The organism is Acetobacter persici (assembly GCF_018256955.1).
Taxonomy (GTDB): Bacteria; Pseudomonadota; Alphaproteobacteria; order Acetobacterales; family Acetobacteraceae; genus Acetobacter; species Acetobacter persici.
Map to the genome: position 1 here is coordinate 1 of NZ_JAERKU010000020.1, position 17,883 is coordinate 17,883.

Sequence of the window (17,883 nt, forward strand, 5' to 3'; positions counted from 1 at the left end):
AAAAGACAGCCGCATCCTTTCTTTCCGTCATCCTCATCGCCGCTACAGCAGACTATATCAAGGCCTAACAGGCCCTAGGCCGCCAGAGGCTGCTGCCCTTTATGCCCGCACGACGAGGTCTTTTATAAAAGCCCAGAACCATGCAAGGTTGGGTCTCAGGTAAGAAACCAATATTCCTCCCACCTTCCAAATCCCGGGAACGTTGGAACCTACGGGTTTGACACAGGAAGAGAAAAACACTGTTGGTCTTTCCAGACGTAAGCCAGAAAAACCGAAGAAGAAGCTGCCCTTACAGTGATTAGGAAGAAAACCAGCGTAATAACTTCATCTATTTCAACACGACAATCGGGTATCACATCACCAAGAATTTCAATGCCAGTTTCATGATGAATAACGTGACAAACGCGCTGCCTGCTCATGCTGGCACCGTCAATCTGACACGCTCTTACGAAGGCATTCTGGGTCGCTACTTCCCGCTTCAACTGGGCGCGCACTCCTAAGCCCTAAAAATAACCATCATGCCGGATGAGTCTTTGCCCCCGGCCCCAGCAGACAGCGTGTCTGCACAGTGTTCGCAGATATTTTTCTCCGGCCAGTGTCTCTCGCCTCGCCCCTTTACATCCTGTAACAAGGCCTCTGCCGCATCGGTGACGAAGCAGACAGGAGCTGGCAAGGATGGCGCTTGATTTTACAACCCTGAACAGTATGCGCCAGCATAACCCGGCCTGGCGCCTGTTATGCTCGGACCACGCGCCGCTTATCCTGAGTTTTCTGCATCAGGTGTTCGTTCGCCCCAATGTGCGCAGCCTGAAAGCGGAGGACATGGCGGAAGCGCTGGAAGACACCCTGTATGCGTTGCGCCAGCAGATGGAGGACACAGCCTTCCCCAGAACCGCCCGGGATTATCTGGAAGACTGGGCGTCTCCCGATAAAGGCTGGCTGAGAAAATTCTATCAGCAAGGCACGGAGACCGCCGTTTTTGATATGACGCCTGCGACCGAGAAGGCGTTATCATGGCTGGAACAGCTTGCTGAACGCAGCTTTGTTGGCACGGAATCCCGCCTGCGCACGCTGTTTGATCTGCTACGCCAGATGAATGAAGGCACCCAGAGCGACCCGGAGCAGCGCCTTGCAGACCTGCGCCAGCGCCGGGATGAGATTGATGCTGAAATTGCCCGTATCCAGAGCGGGGATGTCAGCCTGATGGATGATACCGGCATCAAGGAACGCTTCTCCCAGTTTACCCGCATGGCGCGTGATCTTCTGGCTGATTTCCGTGAGGTTGAGCATAATTTCCGGCGTCTGGACCGTGCGGTGCGGGAACGTGTGGCCCTGTGGGACGGCACCAAAGGCGCTCTGCTGGATGAAATTCTGACCCAGCATGATCTGATCAATAACTCCGATCAGGGCCGCAGTTTTCAGGCCTTCTGGAACTTTCTGATGTCCAGCAGCCGGCAGGAAGAGCTTTCTCAGCAACTGGACCATATTCTGTCTCTTCCGGTCATTGCGGCTCTGCACCCGGACCCGCGCCTGCGCCGTATTCATTATGACTGGCTGGAAGCAGGCGACCATACACAACGCACCGTCGCCCAGCTTTCGCACCGCCTGCGACAGTTTCTGGATGATCAGAGCCGGCAGGAAACCCGGCGTATTATGGATATTCTGCATCATATTGAAGCGCGTGCGCTTGCCGCACGCCCCTACCTGCCAGACTACCCGCCAGATGAAAGCCTGACAGAACTTGACTCCATGGCAGCTACACCGGACCTTATTATGGAGCGGCCCCTGTATGCCCCGCCGCTTCCAACCCTTCTGAGCCTCGACCCGCTGCCGGACGACGCAGCGGAAGCAGCAGACCCCATGGCGTTATATGAACAGGTTGTGGTGGACCGCCTGCGTCTGACTGACAATATCCAGCAGGCTCTGGCAGAGGCCCCGCAAGTCAGCCTCGCCGCCCTGCTGCGCCGTTACCCGCTGGAGCAGGGATTATCCGAACTTGTCGCCTATCTCCAGCTCAGCAGTGAACGCTTTGAAAGCCTCATTGATGAAAAGACGAGCGATCATGTAAGCTGGGACATCATGAGTGCCGACGGTTCCATCATCACGCGCAACGCCACCCTGCAACGCGTCATTTTTGTGAGGTCGGCATGAGCCAGACTCTGAATACGCTTGATGCCGCCCCGGCTCAGCCCTCCCTGCCCGTCTCTCTGTCCACCCTAGCCATCACGCTGCTGAAAGGGGTGATTTACCGGGAGGAAGATGAAGGTCTGTGGGGGCATCTGCTCCACCTGCAAAATCAGGTGCGGGACTATGTTTCTGTGCTCGGGCTAATGCTGATCATCGACCCTGCCGAGGGCTACGCCTATCTGCGCAGCGTGCCCGAAGCCGAGGACGATGCCATCGCCGCACGCATGCCCCGCCTGATTGCCCGGCGGCCACTTTCTTTCCATGTCAGCCTGCTGCTGGCCCTGCTGCGCCGCCAGCTTGTGCGGTTTGACGCCATAGGCGGTGAAACTCGCCTTATTCTCAGCCGGGACGATATTGCCTCCCTGCTCCAGACCTTCCTACCCGAAAGCAGTAACGAGGTCCGGCAGCTTGCGCAGATTGAAACCTACATCCGTCGCGTCATTGACCTTGGCTTTTTGCGTCCCCTGCCGCCCACGAGCGCAGAAACGCCGAACGCCCAGCCCCAGTATGAAGTGCGGCGTATCCTCAAGGCCTATATTGATGCGGAATGGCTGGCCACGCTTGATGAACGGCTGGAGGCCTATCTGACGCACGCGCGCACCCTTGAACAGACTGAAGCGATGACACCCCGTGCTGCGTCCTCCGACCCCGAGGAACAGGACCCCGAACCTGACCTCCAGCTTTTTTCTGACCATGCCCCGACAGGACTGACCGACCGTGACTGACACCCAGCAAGCCCCGCTCGACTTTGCCGTGGATGATCGTCTGGCTGGCTTCCGCCTGCACCGGCTGGAAGTGCTGAACTGGGGCACGTTTGATAAACGGATCTGGCGTTTTGACCTCAATGGCCGGAACGCTCTGCTGACGGGGAATATCGGGTCCGGCAAATCCACACTGGTGGATGCCATCACCACCCTGCTCGTACCGGCCCAGCGCATTGTTTACAACAAGGCCGCAGGTGCGGATACGCGGGAACGCTCCCTTCGGTCTTACGTCACGGGCCACTATAAATCCGAGCGTAACGATGCAACCGGGTCCACCAAATCTGTCAGCCTGCGTGACACCCAGAGCTATACGGTTATTCTGGGCGTTTTTAAAAATGAAGGATATCTGCAGACAGTTACGCTGGCGCAAGTCTTCTGGATTAAAAAACAGCAGGTTCAACCCGCACGTTTTTTTGTGGGGGCTGAAAAAGAACTCTCCATTCAGGAGCATTTTACCGGCTTTGGGTCGGATATTCTGCAACTCCGCAAAAATCTGCGGGCGCTGGGTGCCGATGTAGAAGACAGCTTTAACCGCTACGCCGCCTGGTTCCGCCGCCGCTTTGGCATTGAGAACGAACAGGCTCTGGACCTCTTCCTGCAAACTGTTTCCATGAAATCTGTTGATAACATCACAGATTTCGTGCGGGAAAACATGCTGGCCCGGTTTGACGCAACTGAGCGCATCCACGCCCTGATCTCGCATTTTGAAGATCTGGATGATGCGCATCAGGCCGTCCTGAAGGCCCAGAAGCAGATCAGCCTGCTCACCCCTCTGGCGGAAGATCTGGCCGCTTATGCGGAAAGTGAGACCCGGAGTGAGCAGCTTAAAACCAGCCGTCAGGCATTGCCCGGTTATTTTGCAAGCCAGAAAGCCACATTGCTAGAGCAGCAGAGTGCCAGAGAGCAGGAAAGTGCTGCAACAAACAAGCACCAGTTAGACGCGCAGGATGCGGTCCGCATCACGTGCCAGCAGCAGCTTGAAGAAATCCGGCAGGCTATTTACGCCAATGGGGGCGACAGGCTGGAGCAGCTTGCCGCTGCCATCCAGCAGGCCGAAAAAACGACCGAAGAGCGCCGCAGGAACGCCGCCAGTTATGCAGGGCTTGTCGAGAGGCTGAATGTAAAGCCTGCCAGTTCGGCTGAAGCCTTTCAGGAACTGACCCGGCACCTAAAAAAGCAGAAAGCCGAGTGGAAAAAACAGGATAGCTGGCTGGCAAAAGACCTGACGGAACAAAGTATTCTCTTCCATGAAGAGAAAAACCAGCATGCCGAAATCCTCACAGAACTGGACAGTCTGCGCAAACGCCAGAGTAATATTGACGAACGGCAGATCCGCATGCGCGCCATGCTGTGTGAGGCTCTGGGCGTATCAGCCGAAGATCTGCCCTTTGCCGGGGAACTGATCCGTGTGCGGGATGACGCGCGGGAATGGGAAGGTGCGGCGGAACGCCTGCTACATGGTTTTGCATTATCGCTGCTGGTGCCGGACCATCTCTATGCTCAGGTGGCGGACTGGGTTGACCGTACGCATCTGAAAGGCCGTCTGGTTTACTATCATATTCAGCAACACCGTGCCGGATCTCAGGCAGCACGCCACCCTCATACTCTGGCGCAGAAACTGGAGGTCCATCCGGACTCCCCCATGCGGCTCTGGGTGGAAAATGAACTGGGGCACCGCTTCAGCTTTACCTGCTGTGAAACGCAGGAAGAGTTCCGACGCTCCGGCAAGGCCGTCACCCGGTCCGGGCAGGTCAAGGAACCCGGCGGACGGCATGAAAAAGATGACCGCCACAGGATTGATGACCGCAGCCGCTATGTGCTGGGCTGGAACAACGCCATCAAGATAGCAGCGCTTGAAGAGCGGCAACGGGCACAGGAAGCCCTGATCCAGAAACATGCCGGAGACATTGCGCAGGCGGAAAATACCCGCAAAATGCTGCAAGAGCGGTTTGAAACACTGACCCGGCTGGAACGCTATCCCGATTATACGGAACTGGACTGGCACAGTGCCGCACAGACCGCCGCACACCTGACAGCCGAACGCGAGGCACTGACGGCAACCTCAGATGTCCTGCGAGAACTCAGGCAGCAGAAAAATCAGGCAGAGCAGACACTCCGGCAGGCTGATACGGCGTATCTGGATCTGTATAAAAAACAGGCTTTGCTGGATCAGTCCGTCGCCCAGCTTCAGGCCCGGCTACAGCAATGTCAGACAACCCTGAGCGCGTATGTGCTGACGCCGCAGCAGCAAGAAGACCTGCAAAACCTTCAGGCACAGCTTAAAGACCCTGAATTGAGCAGTCCCGACGCCTGCGAAGCGGCTGAAACGCAGATGAGAGACCTGCTGGATACCCGGATTGACCAGCAACAGCGCACGCTGGACAGCCTGCGCGACAGTATTCTGGGCGATATGCGGGACTTCCGGGCGGCCTATCCGCTCGATGCACAGGATATGGATTGCCATCTGGCGGCTGGCCCCGAGTATTGCGCGCTGCTGGACCACCTTAAAAAAGATGATCTCCCCCGCTTTGTCAGTCGGTTTAAAAATCTTCTGACAGTAAACACAATTAACGAGATCGCGAATTTCAACGCGCATCTGGCGCAGGAGCGGGAAATTATCCGGGAACGGATTGCCGTTATCAATACATCCCTCACCCAGATTGACTATAATCCGGACCGCTATATCCGGCTGGAAGCGCACCAGACGCTCGACCCGGAAATCCGTGATTTTCAGGCGTCTCTGCGCGCCTGTACGGAAAATACCGTTTCTGGTGATGAGGCAGAGCAATATTCCGAGCAGCGGTTCCATCTGGTCAAAACCATTATTGAACGCTTCCGAGGGCGGGAAGGCCGTGCGGAGCAGGACCAGCGCTGGACAGCAAAAGTCACTGATGTGCGCAACTGGTTTTCCTTCGCGGCCAGTGAACGCTGGCGCGCGGATGAAGCCGAGTTTGACCATTACACAGATTCCGGCGGCAAATCCGGCGGCCAGAAGGAAAAACTGGCCTATACCATTCTTGCCGCCAGTCTGGCCTACCAGTTCGGGCTGGAATGGGGTGAAGTGCGGTCCCGCTCTTTCCGTTTTGTCGTGATTGATGAAGCCTTTGGTCGTGGGTCTGATGAGTCCACGCAATATGGTCTGCGGCTGTTCCAGCAACTCAACATGCAGTTGCTTATCATCACACCACTGCAAAAGATTCATATTATTGAACCTTTTGTCTCAAGCGTCGGGTTTGTTGATAACCGGGATGGTAACTACTCCCGCCTGCGCGTTCTGAGTATTGAAGAGCATTTTTCTAACAAGGCCTCACTTCAGGATACCCCGCACGAGGCCGCCCAGTATGAAGAACAGCCAGTGTGAGCTGGACCACACCGGCTGTTCCTCTAATGCAGCGCTTGCCCGCTCAGCCGCGTCTAAGGCCTGCATTCAGAACATAGCGGGGCAATAAGCCCTCGTGGTTGCCACTGCGTCTTTATTTTGATAATGATAATCCTTCTCAAAAAAGAGGGTGAGGATCATGTCAGGGTCAGGCCTGTGGCAGCAGCTGTTTACACGGCAGAGCAAAACCAGAAAGCCTGCTCCAGCCCCTTTGCCTGATCAGATTGAAGCTATCCGGCAGCGCGCCATTGGCGGGCATCATCTGGATCAGGTTTTATGGGGCAAGGTGTTGCTGAACAGCGCGCATGTTCCGCCTGACCACGCACAGGCGCTTATCTGGTTTACCATGTCGGCCAAGGCGGGCTACGGCCCCGCGCACAACATGCTCGGGCGCTGCCACCATTTTGGCTGGGGGTGCGAGAAGAACCTGCAACAAGCCGCCCACCATTATGACGCCGCCGCCAGACTGGGCGACGAATGGGGCCGTTATAATCTGGGTATTCTGACCATGCGGGGGCTTGGCATGCCGCAGGACCTGAAAAAAGCACTCGGGCTTTTTACGGCAGCAGCCCATAACGGGCACGCAAAATCCATGAACCTGCTTGCCCGCTTTCTGGAAGAAGGGTGGGAAACCCCGCAGGATAAGGCCGCGGCTCTTGTCTGGTACCAAAAATCCGCCGAAGGGGGCGACTATCGCGGCTGCCATAACTACGCGACCGCTCTGGCAGACACAGGGCAGGTAGAAGATGCCCTGCACTGGTGGCGTCAGGCGTTGCCGGATGCCACGTCGGACATTCTTCTGGCTATGGAACGCTCCTTAACCGCACTCGGCCCCGCGTCTGACCCGGCACTTTATGCGGCCTTGCAGGAACGCCTGCAAAAACTGCCAGGACAGGGAGAGCCTGCGGCCGGGGCAGCCTGAGTCGCTGCACGCACGCCTTCTTCATGAAGACCTCTACAGAGGCCTCACATCTCCGTTACGCAAAATCTCTATGCTTGCAGAAGTGTCTGATAAGAAATGTCTCTAGTTGATAGTGAGACTTAATTCCCATATTCTATTGATATAGAAGCGTTTTTTATTTGCATCCCTCAAAAGGTTGCGTTACATGCGGGCCGGTATTTCTCAACAAGAGCAAAGAGTCCGCATCATGGTTAAAGACACAAAAGTTATTGAGCATCTGAACACGCAGCTCACGAACGAGCTGACGGCAATCAACCAGTATTTCCTGCATGCCCGCACCCTGCGCCACTGGGGCGTGACCCTGCTGGGCAAGAAGGAATATGAAGAATCCATCGAAGAAATGCGTCATGCCGACTGGCTGATTGAACGCATACTGTTCCTGGGTGGCCTGCCGAACGTCCAGCGCCTGAACACAATCCTGATTGGTCAGGACGTGAAGGAAATTCTGGAATGCGACCTGAAGCTGGAAGAAAAAGCCATTGGCGACCTGCGTGAAGGCATCGCCTATTGCGAAAGCGTGCGGGACTATGTCTCCCGTGACCTGCTGCTGAAAATCCTGACGAACGAAGAAGAACATGAAGACTTCCTCGATCGCCAGTTCGACCTGATCAAGCAGGTTGGCATTGAACGCTACATCCACCTGAACTCTGCTGCTGCTCCTGATCAGGAATAAGCACACAGTGTTTCGCTCCCTCCGGCCATCCCGGCCGGGGGAGCAGGCCTGCTCTAGCGGGCCGCAAAGGCCTTTGCATACAGCTCGGGCTTAAACCCCACGATCACCGACCCTGCCTCCAGAACAGGCCGTTTGATCATGGAAGGCTGGGCCAGCATCAGCGCCAGAGCTCTTGCTGCATCCAGACCGGTTTTCTGGTCTTCCGGTAATTTACGAAATGTTGTTCCCGCCCGGTTGAGCAGCGTTTTCCACCCGACCACCTCCATCCATTTTTCAAGATGCGCGGCATCAATGCCCTGACTTTTGTAGTCATGGAACTGGTAGTCTACACCGTGCGCCTCAAGCCAGCTTCGGGCCTTGCGGATGGTGTCACAATTCTTGAGTCCATACATCACGACTGCTGCTGTCATCTGCCGTCCTTTCATCCTTTTGCCGCCCTGACTTTTATCAGCCAGGACCGTCTGGCTGAATTGATTGACAGGTTTGCAGAAATCAGACCACTTTGCAGCCATGCTTCGTTCCCTCATCCGCCCGTTTGGCATCAGTTCTGCTCTTTTGCTTGGCGGATGCGCAGTGCAGGGCGCACCCTCTTTTTCACTGGTCGGCGCGTATTTTCCGGACTGGATGCTGTGCGGCATGATCGGCATTGCCGTCGCTGTTACGTTGCGCGTGGTGTTTGTGCTGACGGGCCTTGATGCCATCCTGAGCCTGCGCCTGTTTACCTACCTGTCACTCGGGGTGATCACCGCGCTGCTGGCGTGGCTGATCTGGTTCGGACCGTAGCGTATGAAAAAAGTCTCTCTCTCCACCACCAGCCCTGTCGGGCTTGCTGTGGCAGCCGTCTGTATTCTGGGGGCCATTGGTCTGGGGGTCTATGTCTCCCGGCAAGACAGCGCCTATCCCTCATCCGATAGCGGCTCCATTGATGCCGAGGTGGTGCATATGGCCTCCACGGTAGGGGGGCGGCTGATTGCCCTGCCCGTCCATGTCAATCAGGCGGTTAAAAAAGGGGATGCCCTCTACCGGCTGGACCCGGAACCTTACGCGCTGGCCGTGCGGCAGGCAGAAGCCAATCTGGCGCTTGCCGCAGCGGAAGTGGAGAACCAGAAGCGCCTTCTGGCTGTAAAAACCGCTAACGCCGCCGTTGCGCAGGACCAGACAACCCGTGCGCAGACCAACCATGATCTCGCAGCCCGCACCGTGGAACGCCTCAGGCCTCTGGCCGGGCATGCCTATATCCCCTGGCAGCAATATGATCAGGCACGCGTGGCGTTGAATGATGCTGCTGTGTCCCTCGCGCAGAGCCACCAGCAGGCCAGCGCCGCCCAGACGGCAATCGGGGATTTAAAAAGCTCTCTGGCGGCGCAGCAGGCTGCTCAGGCCATGCTGGATCAGGCCCGCTACGCTCTGCGCCAGACGACCGTCCTTGCTCCGACGGACGGGTACGTCACAAGCCTGCGCGTCAAGGAAGGGGAGATTCTCGCACCCTCTCAGGTGCTTTTTACCCTGATTGCCAATGATGCCTGGTACGCCAGCGCCAACATCCGGGAAATAACACTCGGCGCGATAACACCGGGAGACTGCGCAACCGTCTATTCCATGATCGACCGGCACACCCCGATCCGTGGCCATGTGGAAAGCATTGGCTGGGGCGTGGCCTCCCTCGATTCTGCGGGGCTGGCCCGTGGGCTGCCACTGGTGCCACGGGAGATGGACTGGGTGCACGTGGCGCAGCGCTTCCCGGTGCGTATCCGGCTGGACCCGGCAGACCCGCGCCTGTTGCGGCTGGGTGCGACAGCCACAGTCGAGATCCGGCATGGCGAAGCCTGCCACTAACGTCCGCCCTCTGACCGCCAGCCGGATCTGGCGGCTGATTACGGAACGCTCCCCCGGCCGTGGCACCGCAGCCCTGCGCATGGCGGCGGCCTGCACAGTCACCGTGCTGGTGGGGGAAATCTGGCAGGTGCCGGACCTTGCCGTACCGGCCCTTGTCACCATGGCCCTGTGGCAGAAAGACCGCGTGACCAACGTTCTGGCAGGACTGGCGGTCAATCTGCTGTTTGGCCTTATTATCCTCCTGATGTTCGGGCTGGTGCGCCTGACGTTGGACCACCCGATGGGCCTTGCCATTGCCACGGCTCTTCTCTCTTTCGGGTTCTTCTTCCTCGGCTCCGCCAGCAAGCTGAAGCCTGTGGCATACATGCTGGGGCTGGTGGTGGTGTACGCCATGATCGCAATCGGGAATGTGCCTGTCGGGGAGCTTGCCACACGCGCCCTGCTCTACGCGGATCTGTTTATTCTGGTCCCCGGTGCGGTCATGGTCTGTCTGGCCCCCTTTATCTGCCCCTCCCCCAAAACCCTGCTAACCCGCTCTGTTGCAAACCATTTACGTCTGAGCGCGGCCCTTCTCCGCACTCCGGAAAACAAGGAACAACACGATCAGGCCGAGACCCTTCTGCGGGAAGGGACAAAAGGCATGATGCTCTCCCTGAAAATGGCAGGGCTGGAAAAACTGTGGCGCAGGCAGGATCTTGCCTGTCTGCAACAGGCTATTCCGCGTAGCGCAGGGGTTCTTGCCCTTGCGCATGCAGCCGCCTGCAACACAGCAGATACACCGGACAGGCGCGATGCCCCGCCGGAAGAGCTGATTGCAACCCTGCTTGAAATGGCAGAAATTTTCCAGAAAGGGGATTATCCGACAGAAATCCCCCGCCCTGCCGTCCCGTCTGCTGACCCGGCCCGGATCCAGATTGCATCTCTTCTGCCTGACTTCACGCAGCCTGCCAGAAATCCGGACCGGAATGGTGAACAAGCCTCTGAAAAACCAAAGGAGACATCCTCTGCCTCCGGTTTTTTCGCCCCGGATGTCTGGACCAATCCGGACCATGTGCGTTTTGCCGTCAAAGGCACAGCCTCAGTCATGCTGAGTTATTTTATCTTCAAAATTCTGAACTGGGACGGCATTCATACCTGCATCATCACCTGCTTTATTGTCGCACTCCCGACCATGGGAGAAATGGTTTCCAAACTGACCCTGCGCATTACCGGGGCGCTGACCGGCGGCGCTCTGGCAATTCTCTCCATCATTTTCGTCATGCCGCACCTCACCAATATCGCGGCATTTCTGGTGCTGATTTTTGCAGGCTCCCTACTGGCGGCATGGGTCAAATCTGGTGATGAACGGATTGCGTATGCAGGCTTCCAGATTGGTCTGGCGTTCTTCCTTTCCGACCTGAAGGGCTATGGCCCGACATCGGACATGACGACGGCGCGGGACCGCATTATCGGTATTCTTCTTGGCAATTTCATCACCTATGCGGTTTTTACCAGCTTCTGGCCGTCCAGCGCGTATGACAAAATCCGGGACAAGCTTTCTGCAACGCTCAAAGCCCTGCACGCCCAGCTTGCCGCCCCGACGGAGCAGGAACGCCTGCAACGCGCCGCCAGTGTGCAAACCGCTCTGGCCCAGACGGAGCGCATGATTGAGTTTGCAAGTGTCGAGCCTGTTCATCTGCGGGCCCGCATGGAAGGGCTTGCCACCTGCCAGACGATGACAAACCAGATCGCCTCCCTGACGGAAGAGGCGCTGATCCCCGCCCGGCGCGCTGCCGCGTCCGCCCAACTCGCCTCTCTGGATAAAATGCTGTCATGACCCGCCTTTCCCGCCGCGCAGCCTGCCTGACCACAAGCCTGATTTTTCTGCTGGGAGGCTGCGCAACCGAGGCCCTGAACAGCGCGCCGGACCGACCGGATGCACCATGGCAGCCGGATGTCTCCCCCACAGGGGAACTGCGCCCCGGCAAACCAAAACACGGTCTGACCCTGCCTGCGGGCTATACGCTGCCTGCCAACCAGACCATTCTGCCGCGCCCGCCTGAGGCGGAGGTCAGCACCACGCATACCTACTCCCTGCCGGAACTGATTGACCTCGCACAGTCCGCCAACCCGACAACGCGGCAGGCATGGAACACCGCGCGGGATGCCGCTCTGGCTGTTGGCATTACCCGCACAGCCTATCTGCCGCATCTGAGCGCCACGGTCGTGGGGGGATATACGCACCAGCGCAATAATGGCGCCAACCCGAGCGTGAGCAATGCCGGGGAGATTGGCAGCCTGATCAATAACGGGATCAATCAGGCAGACTCCCTTGGGGATGGGGTCAGAAACCGTAATTCCGGCCATGGTGAGGTGCAGACGCTCAGCATGCAGTGGTTGCTGTTTGACTTTGGCAAGCGGGAAGCCGTGATCAACGCAGCAAGACAGGCGCAACTGGCAACCAATATCCTGTTTACGGCAGCCCATCAGAAAGTCATCTACGGGGTAACGCTGGCTTTTTATACGCATGCCGCAGCGGCTGCCCGTGTTGCGCTGGTGGCGCAGGCGCTGGAAAACGCCAGAAAGGTGCAGGCGGCGGCAGACATGCGCCTCAGGCAAGGTCAGGGCACCATTGTGGATGCCACGCAGGCCCGGCAGATGACGGCACAGGCGGAACTCCTGCTGGTGCAGGCGCAGAACACTGCAGAGAACAGCTATCTTGACCTGATGACCGCGATGGGAATTTCCCCCAGCACCCGCCTGCAGACGCAGGATATTGCAAACCGTCCGCTGACACTGGCCGATATGCGCCTGACAGACGATATGATCAGGCAGGCCGTGGCGCAGCGCCCGGATGTGCTGGCCGCTTATGCTGCGGCAAAGGCCTCACAGAGCAACATTGCCGCAGCAAAAGCCGAGTTTTTGCCAAAGGTTTTTCTCTCCGGGAATGTTGCCTATACGACCGGCCATCTGGCGCTGTCTTCCGTGCCGGGCGTCGGGTCTGACTCCAGCCCGACGCTGAACCTCTCCACCAACAACTTCAGTAGCCTGATTCTGGGGGGGATTACCGTGCCTGTTTTTGATGGCGGGATGCGGGCCGCCATGCTGCGGCAGGCTAAAAATCAGGCTGACAGCGCACAGACCCTTTTGCGCAAAACGGTGGATGAGTCTGTCAAACAGATTGTCGTGGCGGAAAACAGCCTGCATGGCAGCCTGAGTGCGTACACGGCGGCAGGCCACCTGCAAACAGCGGCTCAGACCAGCTTTGATGCCGCTTTTGCCGCTTATCGCAGCGGGGTGGGGTCCATAACACAGGCCACACTGGCGCAGACGGGCCTGCTGGATGCGCAGCTTGGCCATTCAGACACCTATTATGCCGCCCTGATTGCCGCAGCCAGTCTGGCCTTTGCCACCGGCGCGCTGGGGGATGCCCCGCAGAACTGACGCCAGTCACCTCCCGCCAGTCCATAAAGGTTGCCCAACCGGGTTTCGGGAAATTTTGACCTCAGGGATCAGACCGCTAAAATGGCGCGGACAAACATCCCAGCACAGGAGTGTTGTTCAGAATCCGTCCCACAGGAAACCGAAGCAGTATGCGGCCCGCCTTACTCACCAGCCTTGTTATGCCTGTTACACGGCCTTTGCGGCGGTCTGTTATGGTTTTTGGCACCGCTCTGTCCTGCCTGAGCAGTCTGCTCCCGGCAAGCGGGCTGGCGCAGAGTCCGGCGGAAGATCAGGTTGAGCAGAATCAGGACAGTCTGGGCAACTCCGCCCCGTTCATGAATCAGGCTGGCATGGGGATTACCGTCAAAGGGCTGCATCTGCCGCGCGCCAGCCAGAAAAAAGAGGATGATCTGGACACCAGCGATAACCTCCTCGGCACGATGGGCGGCCTGAGAACCTGGCTCTACAAGTATGGCATCACGCTGGATATGGAGGACGTGGAAGAACTGTGGGGCAATACCTCCGGCGGGGCTCCCACCAGTGCGGACGTACGCACAGGGTCCGGCACCGGTCCGGCCTATGATGCCGTTACCGCCCCCACCCTGCGGGTTGATCTGGAAAAGCTGATTGGCCTGAAAGGCGGAATCTTTAACATCAGTGCGCTGCAAACACGTGGCCGTTCCATCACGCAGGATCATCTGGCCAATTACAACCCTGTCAGCAGTTATGAAGCCGACCGGTCCACCCGCCTGTTTGAACTCTGGTACCGGCAACTGCTGTTTGACGGAAAACTCGGTATCAAAATCGGGCAGCAGAATCTGGAATCGGAATTCATGCTGACAAACTATGGCGGCCTGTTTCTCAATTCCAATTTTGGCTGGCCCATGGCGCCATCCGTCAATCTGTACAGCGGTGGCCCCTCCTGGCCGTTAGCCTCTCCTGCGTTGCGGGTCCGCTATCATGTGACGCATGCCTTTACCGTTCTGGCGGCTGTGGCGGATGATAACCCGCCGGGTAACCGCTATAATGCCTTCACGATCCAGAATGGCGGCAACACGGCGGACCAGACCAATCAGGTCACGCATGATGGCAGCGGAACCCGTTTTAACACAGGCTCCGGAGCGTTGCTGATCGGGGAGTTGCATTACACGCTCAACCGCCAGCCTGAAGACCTTTCAGACGCCACAAAAGATCCCGGCCTGCCCGGCATCTACAAGCTTGGCGGGTTTTATGACACGGGGAAATTCCCGGACTATCGCTACAACACGCGTGATCAGCTTATGGGGAAAAACGGCGGCTTTCCACGCTGGGACCGTGGGAACTGGATGGTTTATGCCGTGGTTGACCAGATGGTCTGGCGGCCGTCCTACAAATCTGACCGCTCTCTGGGGATATTTGTGCGCGCAACCGGCAATAGCGGGGACCGCAATATGGTCAGTTTTGCCGCAGATGCCGGACTGAACCTGAAGGCCCCCTTTTCCGGCCGCCCGAATGACACGGTAGGGATTGGCTGGGGCGTTGGCCGTTCCAGCTCTGGCTGGCGGCGCTATAACCGCACAGCAAACACGCTTGTCCCCGGTGATGAAAACCATCTGGAAATTACCTATCAGGCGGAAGTCAGGCCATGGCTGGTTGTCCAGCCGGATTTTCAGGAAATCTGGAACCCGATGGGGGGGAAAGCCGACCCGCGTTACCCGGCCTCTTCCCGCCGTATCGGGAATGAGACGATTTTCGGACTGCATACGAGTGTCACGTTCTGAATCCCTCCCGCCCGGTTGAAGTGCGGGCCAGAGTGTGAGATAGCGATGTTATAACGCCACTCTGGACTGAGCACACCAGCCCCCAGCGCGATCTGTCCCGCCATTTTTACCGATCCTTCCTCCCCGGGTCTTCACGTCCCGGTTTTCTTTGTTTTTTTGCTTGCAGAGCATGCCCTGCCATCCCGCATAATGGCAGGCGTCCGCTTGCTTTTTTCCTGCCCTGTTCCCTCTCCAGCCTGACTGTCCATGAAAAAACACCTGCCACTTTCCTTCCCCCGTAAACCGACAATCCTACGGGCTGCCTCCCGCAGCCTGATCCCGTCCGCCATCGCGCACTGGCTGGGCGTGCGGGCCATTGCCATTGCGCCGGAACAGGTTGCCGTGCGGGAAGGTCTGCGTGCCGGGGTCGCGGTAGGGACCGTCATGCTGCTGGCGCTGTACCTGCACACCCCGCTCATGGCATGGTCCGCCTTTGCGGCGTTCTGGACCTGCCTTGTAGACCCCGGTGGGCTGTTGCGCCCACGACTGGCGACCATGCTGAAATTTGCAGCCCTTGGTACGGTTATCAGCGGGTCCGTTTCTGCGGCGGCGGGGTTTGGGCTTGTGCCTGCTTTTCTGGCCCTCGGCGTGAGCGTGTTTGGCTGCGCACTGGGCCGCCTGCGCGGGGCGATTGCCACACAAATTGGCGTTCTGGCGGCCATCGTCGCTGTGGTGGCTGTCTGTTATCCCTTCCCGCCAGATGTAGCACTCCGGCTCTCCGGCCTGTTTGCCCTTGGGGCCATCTGGGCCACGCTGATCTGCGTTCTGGCGTGGCCGGTGGACCCTTATACCCCGCTGCGGCTGGCCTGCGCCGCAGTCCTGCGGGAAGAAGAGCGCATGACGCGCCGTATGCTCGACCTCATGAAGCCGGACGGCCAGAGCAGAAAGCCGCAGCGCGCCTCCGCCGGGGCCTTCCGGCGGGAAATCCGCAGCCGGATTGAACGGACACGCGGGCGGATTGAAGTTCTGTCCGCTGATGCCATCAGCAGCCGCACCCGTGCCACGCTGATGCCTGCTGTTGAAGCGTGTGACAGGATTTTTATCGCGCTGATTGCGTTTGAGCATGCCGTTTTGTCGGGTGAAACCTCACGCACGGCCCGCCGCACCGTCCGGGTGGTGACAACCACCCTGCACCGCATGGCGCTGGAAACCCAGCGCCCGGAACCCCGCCCTGAACGCCTGCTCCGGCAGCAGCGCCTGCTGGCCCGCATTGCAGAACAGGAGACAGATCTGTTCAGCAAAGGGGCCCATGTCTGTGCGCAGGCTGTGCAGGACCTGATTACTGCCTGGCAGACTCTCTCCACCCCGCAGGCACACGCAACCGGCCAGACCCGCTCCGGCGCGGCACGCCCAGCCGCCGTCCCGCGCGCGCAGGGGCTGCGCCATGCCGCGCGGCTCTGCGTTTGTGTGCTGATTGCCTATGCTATTTCTCTCAGGCTGAATCTGCCCTACGCCTACTGGGCTATGATGGCGGTGGTGGTTGTTACGCAGCCGCGCGTGACCACAACGCTCCCGCGCACCATTGAGCGGGTTATTGGCAGCATTGCAGGCGGCCTGCTGGCGGCCGTTATGGGCGTACTACTGCCTGTGTGGAGTATTCTGCTCCTTATCTTCCCGCTGGCGGCGGCGACCATTGCGCTGCGGAGCGTCAATTACGCACTCTGCGTGATGTTCATGACGCAGTTGTTTGTGCTGGTGACCGATCTGGTCAGCCCGGGTCTTGGGTGGGATGTGGCGCTGGCGCGCGCCATTAACAACATTATTGGCAGTCTGGTGGGGCTGGCAGGCTGCCTGCTGCTCTGGCCGGAACGACGCGATGCCCCTCTGGCCACGCAGGTGGCCGAAGCGTTTCGTGCCAATATCCGCTACGCAGCTCTTGCGACTGGGCCTGAAATCCTGAGCTGGCCCCAGATTGAAAGCGCACGCCGTAAGGCTGGCACCACCAGCACGCTTGCTGAAATTCAGTATCAGACAGCGCGGCTGGAAGGGCTGCGGCGCTCGGACCAGATTGCCAAAGCGCGGGACATCCTGTTCCTGTTACGCAAACTGGCCGGGGCCGCGAGCGTCTGGTGGATGGAAAAAACACCCGACCCCACACCGGCAGTCCGCCAGCGCGCCGAGCTGTACAGCCGCCTTGCAGAACGGTTTGACCCTGCGGAACATTCCCTGTCCAGCACAACAGACCGGCAGGACCTGCCGCTGGAGGATCTGCTGACACTGCTGGAGAAGCTTGATCTGGCGGATCTGGAAGATGAACATATTGTCGCTGTCAGTCACGGATATCCTCTGTGACGGACAGCGACAGTTTTTATAAGAGTATGGAGAGTTATGGAGACTTAGGCGTCTGAGAGAGAGGCTCTTACGCTGCGTAAGAGGCAACCCGGTTCTGGCGGAAGGTCTGCGCGACCTGCCGCGCCAGCATCGCCACATCCGGCTTAATGGCATTATGCAGCGCGCGCACGCTCTCATGCGCCGCATAAAAACGCTGCCCTGCCTCGCCGCTCATCTGGATTGCAGTCCCCAGAAAAACACCGTCTATTTCAATGATTTTTGAAGTACGTATCATGACTGACCTCGAAAACAAAACCCTCTGAGGGGTGTTTCCGCCGGCAGTTTCACTCCCGGCAGATTAGAAGATGTGTCTGTTCTGCACATCATGACCTTTGACCTGTTGCATTGAGATGCAACATCGCCGGTCCCTGCACATTCGCAGCGTCATCAGCCTGCTCCCTGCATTCATTCCATCCCCGCCGACTGGTGGGGTGAGGCAGACCTTATGAGCAAAAAAAGGGTTCGTCAATAAAGCACGACTCATATTGTTGCTTTATGCGCCACACCTTTAAAGTTTAACATATAAAAAT

The 17,883-nt window shown here is 58.2% G+C and carries 13 protein-coding genes; 11 read left to right on the plus strand and 2 right to left on the minus strand.

The window, feature by feature from the left end; all coding sequences use genetic code 11:
• Positions 1-675: 675 nt before the first annotated feature.
• From JK199_RS14850 to bfr, 5 genes are all read left to right on the plus strand, one after another.
• Positions 676-2,151, plus strand: a complete 1,476-nt coding sequence (locus JK199_RS14850; RefSeq protein ID WP_212377374.1) for a DUF3375 domain-containing protein — start codon at positions 676-678, stop codon at positions 2,149-2,151.
• Positions 2,148-2,912: a DUF4194 domain-containing protein gene (locus tag JK199_RS14855; RefSeq protein ID WP_212377376.1), complete on the plus strand. Its 765-nt coding sequence runs from the start codon at positions 2,148-2,150 to the stop codon at positions 2,910-2,912. Before JK199_RS14850 ends, JK199_RS14855 begins: the two co-directional genes overlap by 4 nt.
• The gene (locus tag JK199_RS14860) at positions 2,905-6,312 is read left to right on the plus strand and encodes an ATP-binding protein (protein ID WP_212377378.1); all 3,408 of its coding nucleotides are present in this window, start codon (positions 2,905-2,907) and stop codon (positions 6,310-6,312) included. The genes JK199_RS14855 and JK199_RS14860 overlap by 8 nt, the downstream gene beginning before the upstream one ends.
• Before the next feature lie 157 nt (positions 6,313-6,469).
• The gene (locus JK199_RS14865) at positions 6,470-7,252 is read left to right on the plus strand and encodes a tetratricopeptide repeat protein (RefSeq protein ID WP_212377380.1); all 783 of its coding nucleotides are present in this window, start codon (positions 6,470-6,472) and stop codon (positions 7,250-7,252) included.
• Between the two features lie 226 nt (positions 7,253-7,478).
• Complete coding sequence (bfr, locus tag JK199_RS14870; protein WP_212377382.1) at positions 7,479-7,964, plus strand: bacterioferritin; 486 nt, start codon at positions 7,479-7,481, stop codon at positions 7,962-7,964.
• A gap of 53 nt (positions 7,965-8,017) precedes the next feature.
• Here the strand turns inward: bfr and JK199_RS14875 are convergent, their stop codons facing one another.
• Positions 8,018-8,374, minus strand: coding sequence for an ArsC family reductase (locus JK199_RS14875; RefSeq protein WP_212377384.1), 357 nt, complete (start codon positions 8,372-8,374; stop codon positions 8,018-8,020).
• Positions 8,375-8,474: 100 nt separating this feature from the next.
• Here JK199_RS14875 and JK199_RS14880 point away from each other — a divergent pair, with 100 nt between their 5' ends.
• From JK199_RS14880 to JK199_RS14905, 6 genes are all read left to right on the plus strand, one after another.
• Positions 8,475-8,747 carry a YtcA family lipoprotein gene (locus JK199_RS14880; protein WP_086656178.1) on the plus strand — a complete coding sequence of 91 codons (273 nt, stop codon included), beginning with the start codon at positions 8,475-8,477 and terminating at the stop codon, positions 8,745-8,747.
• Between the two features lie 3 nt (positions 8,748-8,750).
• Entirely contained in the window at positions 8,751-9,800 is a 1,050-nt protein-coding gene (mdtN, locus tag JK199_RS14885; RefSeq protein ID WP_212377386.1) for a multidrug transporter subunit MdtN, read from the plus strand.
• Positions 9,781-11,616: an FUSC family protein gene (locus JK199_RS14890; protein WP_212377388.1), complete on the plus strand. Its 1,836-nt coding sequence runs from the start codon at positions 9,781-9,783 to the stop codon at positions 11,614-11,616. Before mdtN ends, JK199_RS14890 begins: the two co-directional genes overlap by 20 nt.
• Positions 11,613-13,223, plus strand: coding sequence for a TolC family protein (locus JK199_RS14895; RefSeq protein ID WP_212377390.1), 1,611 nt, complete (start codon positions 11,613-11,615; stop codon positions 13,221-13,223). The genes JK199_RS14890 and JK199_RS14895 overlap by 4 nt, the downstream gene beginning before the upstream one ends.
• A gap of 179 nt (positions 13,224-13,402) precedes the next feature.
• Positions 13,403-14,983: a carbohydrate porin gene (locus JK199_RS14900; RefSeq protein WP_408742394.1), complete on the plus strand. Its 1,581-nt coding sequence runs from the start codon at positions 13,403-13,405 to the stop codon at positions 14,981-14,983.
• 246 nt (positions 14,984-15,229) lie between these two features.
• A complete protein-coding gene (locus tag JK199_RS14905; protein ID WP_212377394.1) occupies positions 15,230-17,314 on the plus strand; it encodes an FUSC family protein in 2,085 nt (694 codons plus the stop codon).
• A gap of 67 nt (positions 17,315-17,381) precedes the next feature.
• Here the strand turns inward: JK199_RS14905 and JK199_RS14910 are convergent, their stop codons facing one another.
• Positions 17,382-17,528 (minus strand): hypothetical protein, encoded by a 147-nt coding sequence (locus JK199_RS14910; protein WP_308164757.1) that lies wholly within the window; start codon positions 17,526-17,528, stop codon positions 17,382-17,384.
• Positions 17,529-17,883 lie beyond the last annotated feature (355 nt).

What these genes read in the sequence shown, in the direction of transcription:
- JK199_RS14855 (WP_212377376.1), top strand. Translation starts at nt 2,148, where the DNA reads ATGAGCCAGACTCTGAATACGCTTGATGCCGCCCCGGCTCAGCCCTCC.
- JK199_RS14865 (WP_212377380.1), top strand. Translation starts at nt 6,470, where the DNA reads ATGTCAGGGTCAGGCCTGTGGCAGCAGCTGTTTACACGGCAGAGCAAA.
- JK199_RS14880 (WP_086656178.1), top strand. Translation starts at nt 8,475, where the DNA reads ATGCTTCGTTCCCTCATCCGCCCGTTTGGCATCAGTTCTGCTCTTTTG.
- JK199_RS14890 (WP_212377388.1), top strand. Translation starts at nt 9,781, where the DNA reads ATGGCGAAGCCTGCCACTAACGTCCGCCCTCTGACCGCCAGCCGGATC.
- JK199_RS14905 (WP_212377394.1), top strand. Translation starts at nt 15,230, where the DNA reads ATGAAAAAACACCTGCCACTTTCCTTCCCCCGTAAACCGACAATCCTA.
- mdtN (WP_212377386.1), top strand. Translation starts at nt 8,751, where the DNA reads ATGAAAAAAGTCTCTCTCTCCACCACCAGCCCTGTCGGGCTTGCTGTG.
- JK199_RS14895 (WP_212377390.1), top strand. Translation starts at nt 11,613, where the DNA reads ATGACCCGCCTTTCCCGCCGCGCAGCCTGCCTGACCACAAGCCTGATT.
- bfr (WP_212377382.1), top strand. Translation starts at nt 7,479, where the DNA reads ATGGTTAAAGACACAAAAGTTATTGAGCATCTGAACACGCAGCTCACG.
- JK199_RS14900 (WP_408742394.1), top strand. Translation starts at nt 13,403, where the DNA reads ATGCCTGTTACACGGCCTTTGCGGCGGTCTGTTATGGTTTTTGGCACC.
- JK199_RS14850 (WP_212377374.1), top strand. Translation starts at nt 676, where the DNA reads ATGGCGCTTGATTTTACAACCCTGAACAGTATGCGCCAGCATAACCCG.
- JK199_RS14875 (WP_212377384.1), bottom strand. Translation starts at nt 8,374, where the DNA reads ATGACAGCAGCAGTCGTGATGTATGGACTCAAGAATTGTGACACCATC.
- JK199_RS14910 (WP_308164757.1), bottom strand. Translation starts at nt 17,528, where the DNA reads ATGAGCGGCGAGGCAGGGCAGCGTTTTTATGCGGCGCATGAGAGCGTG.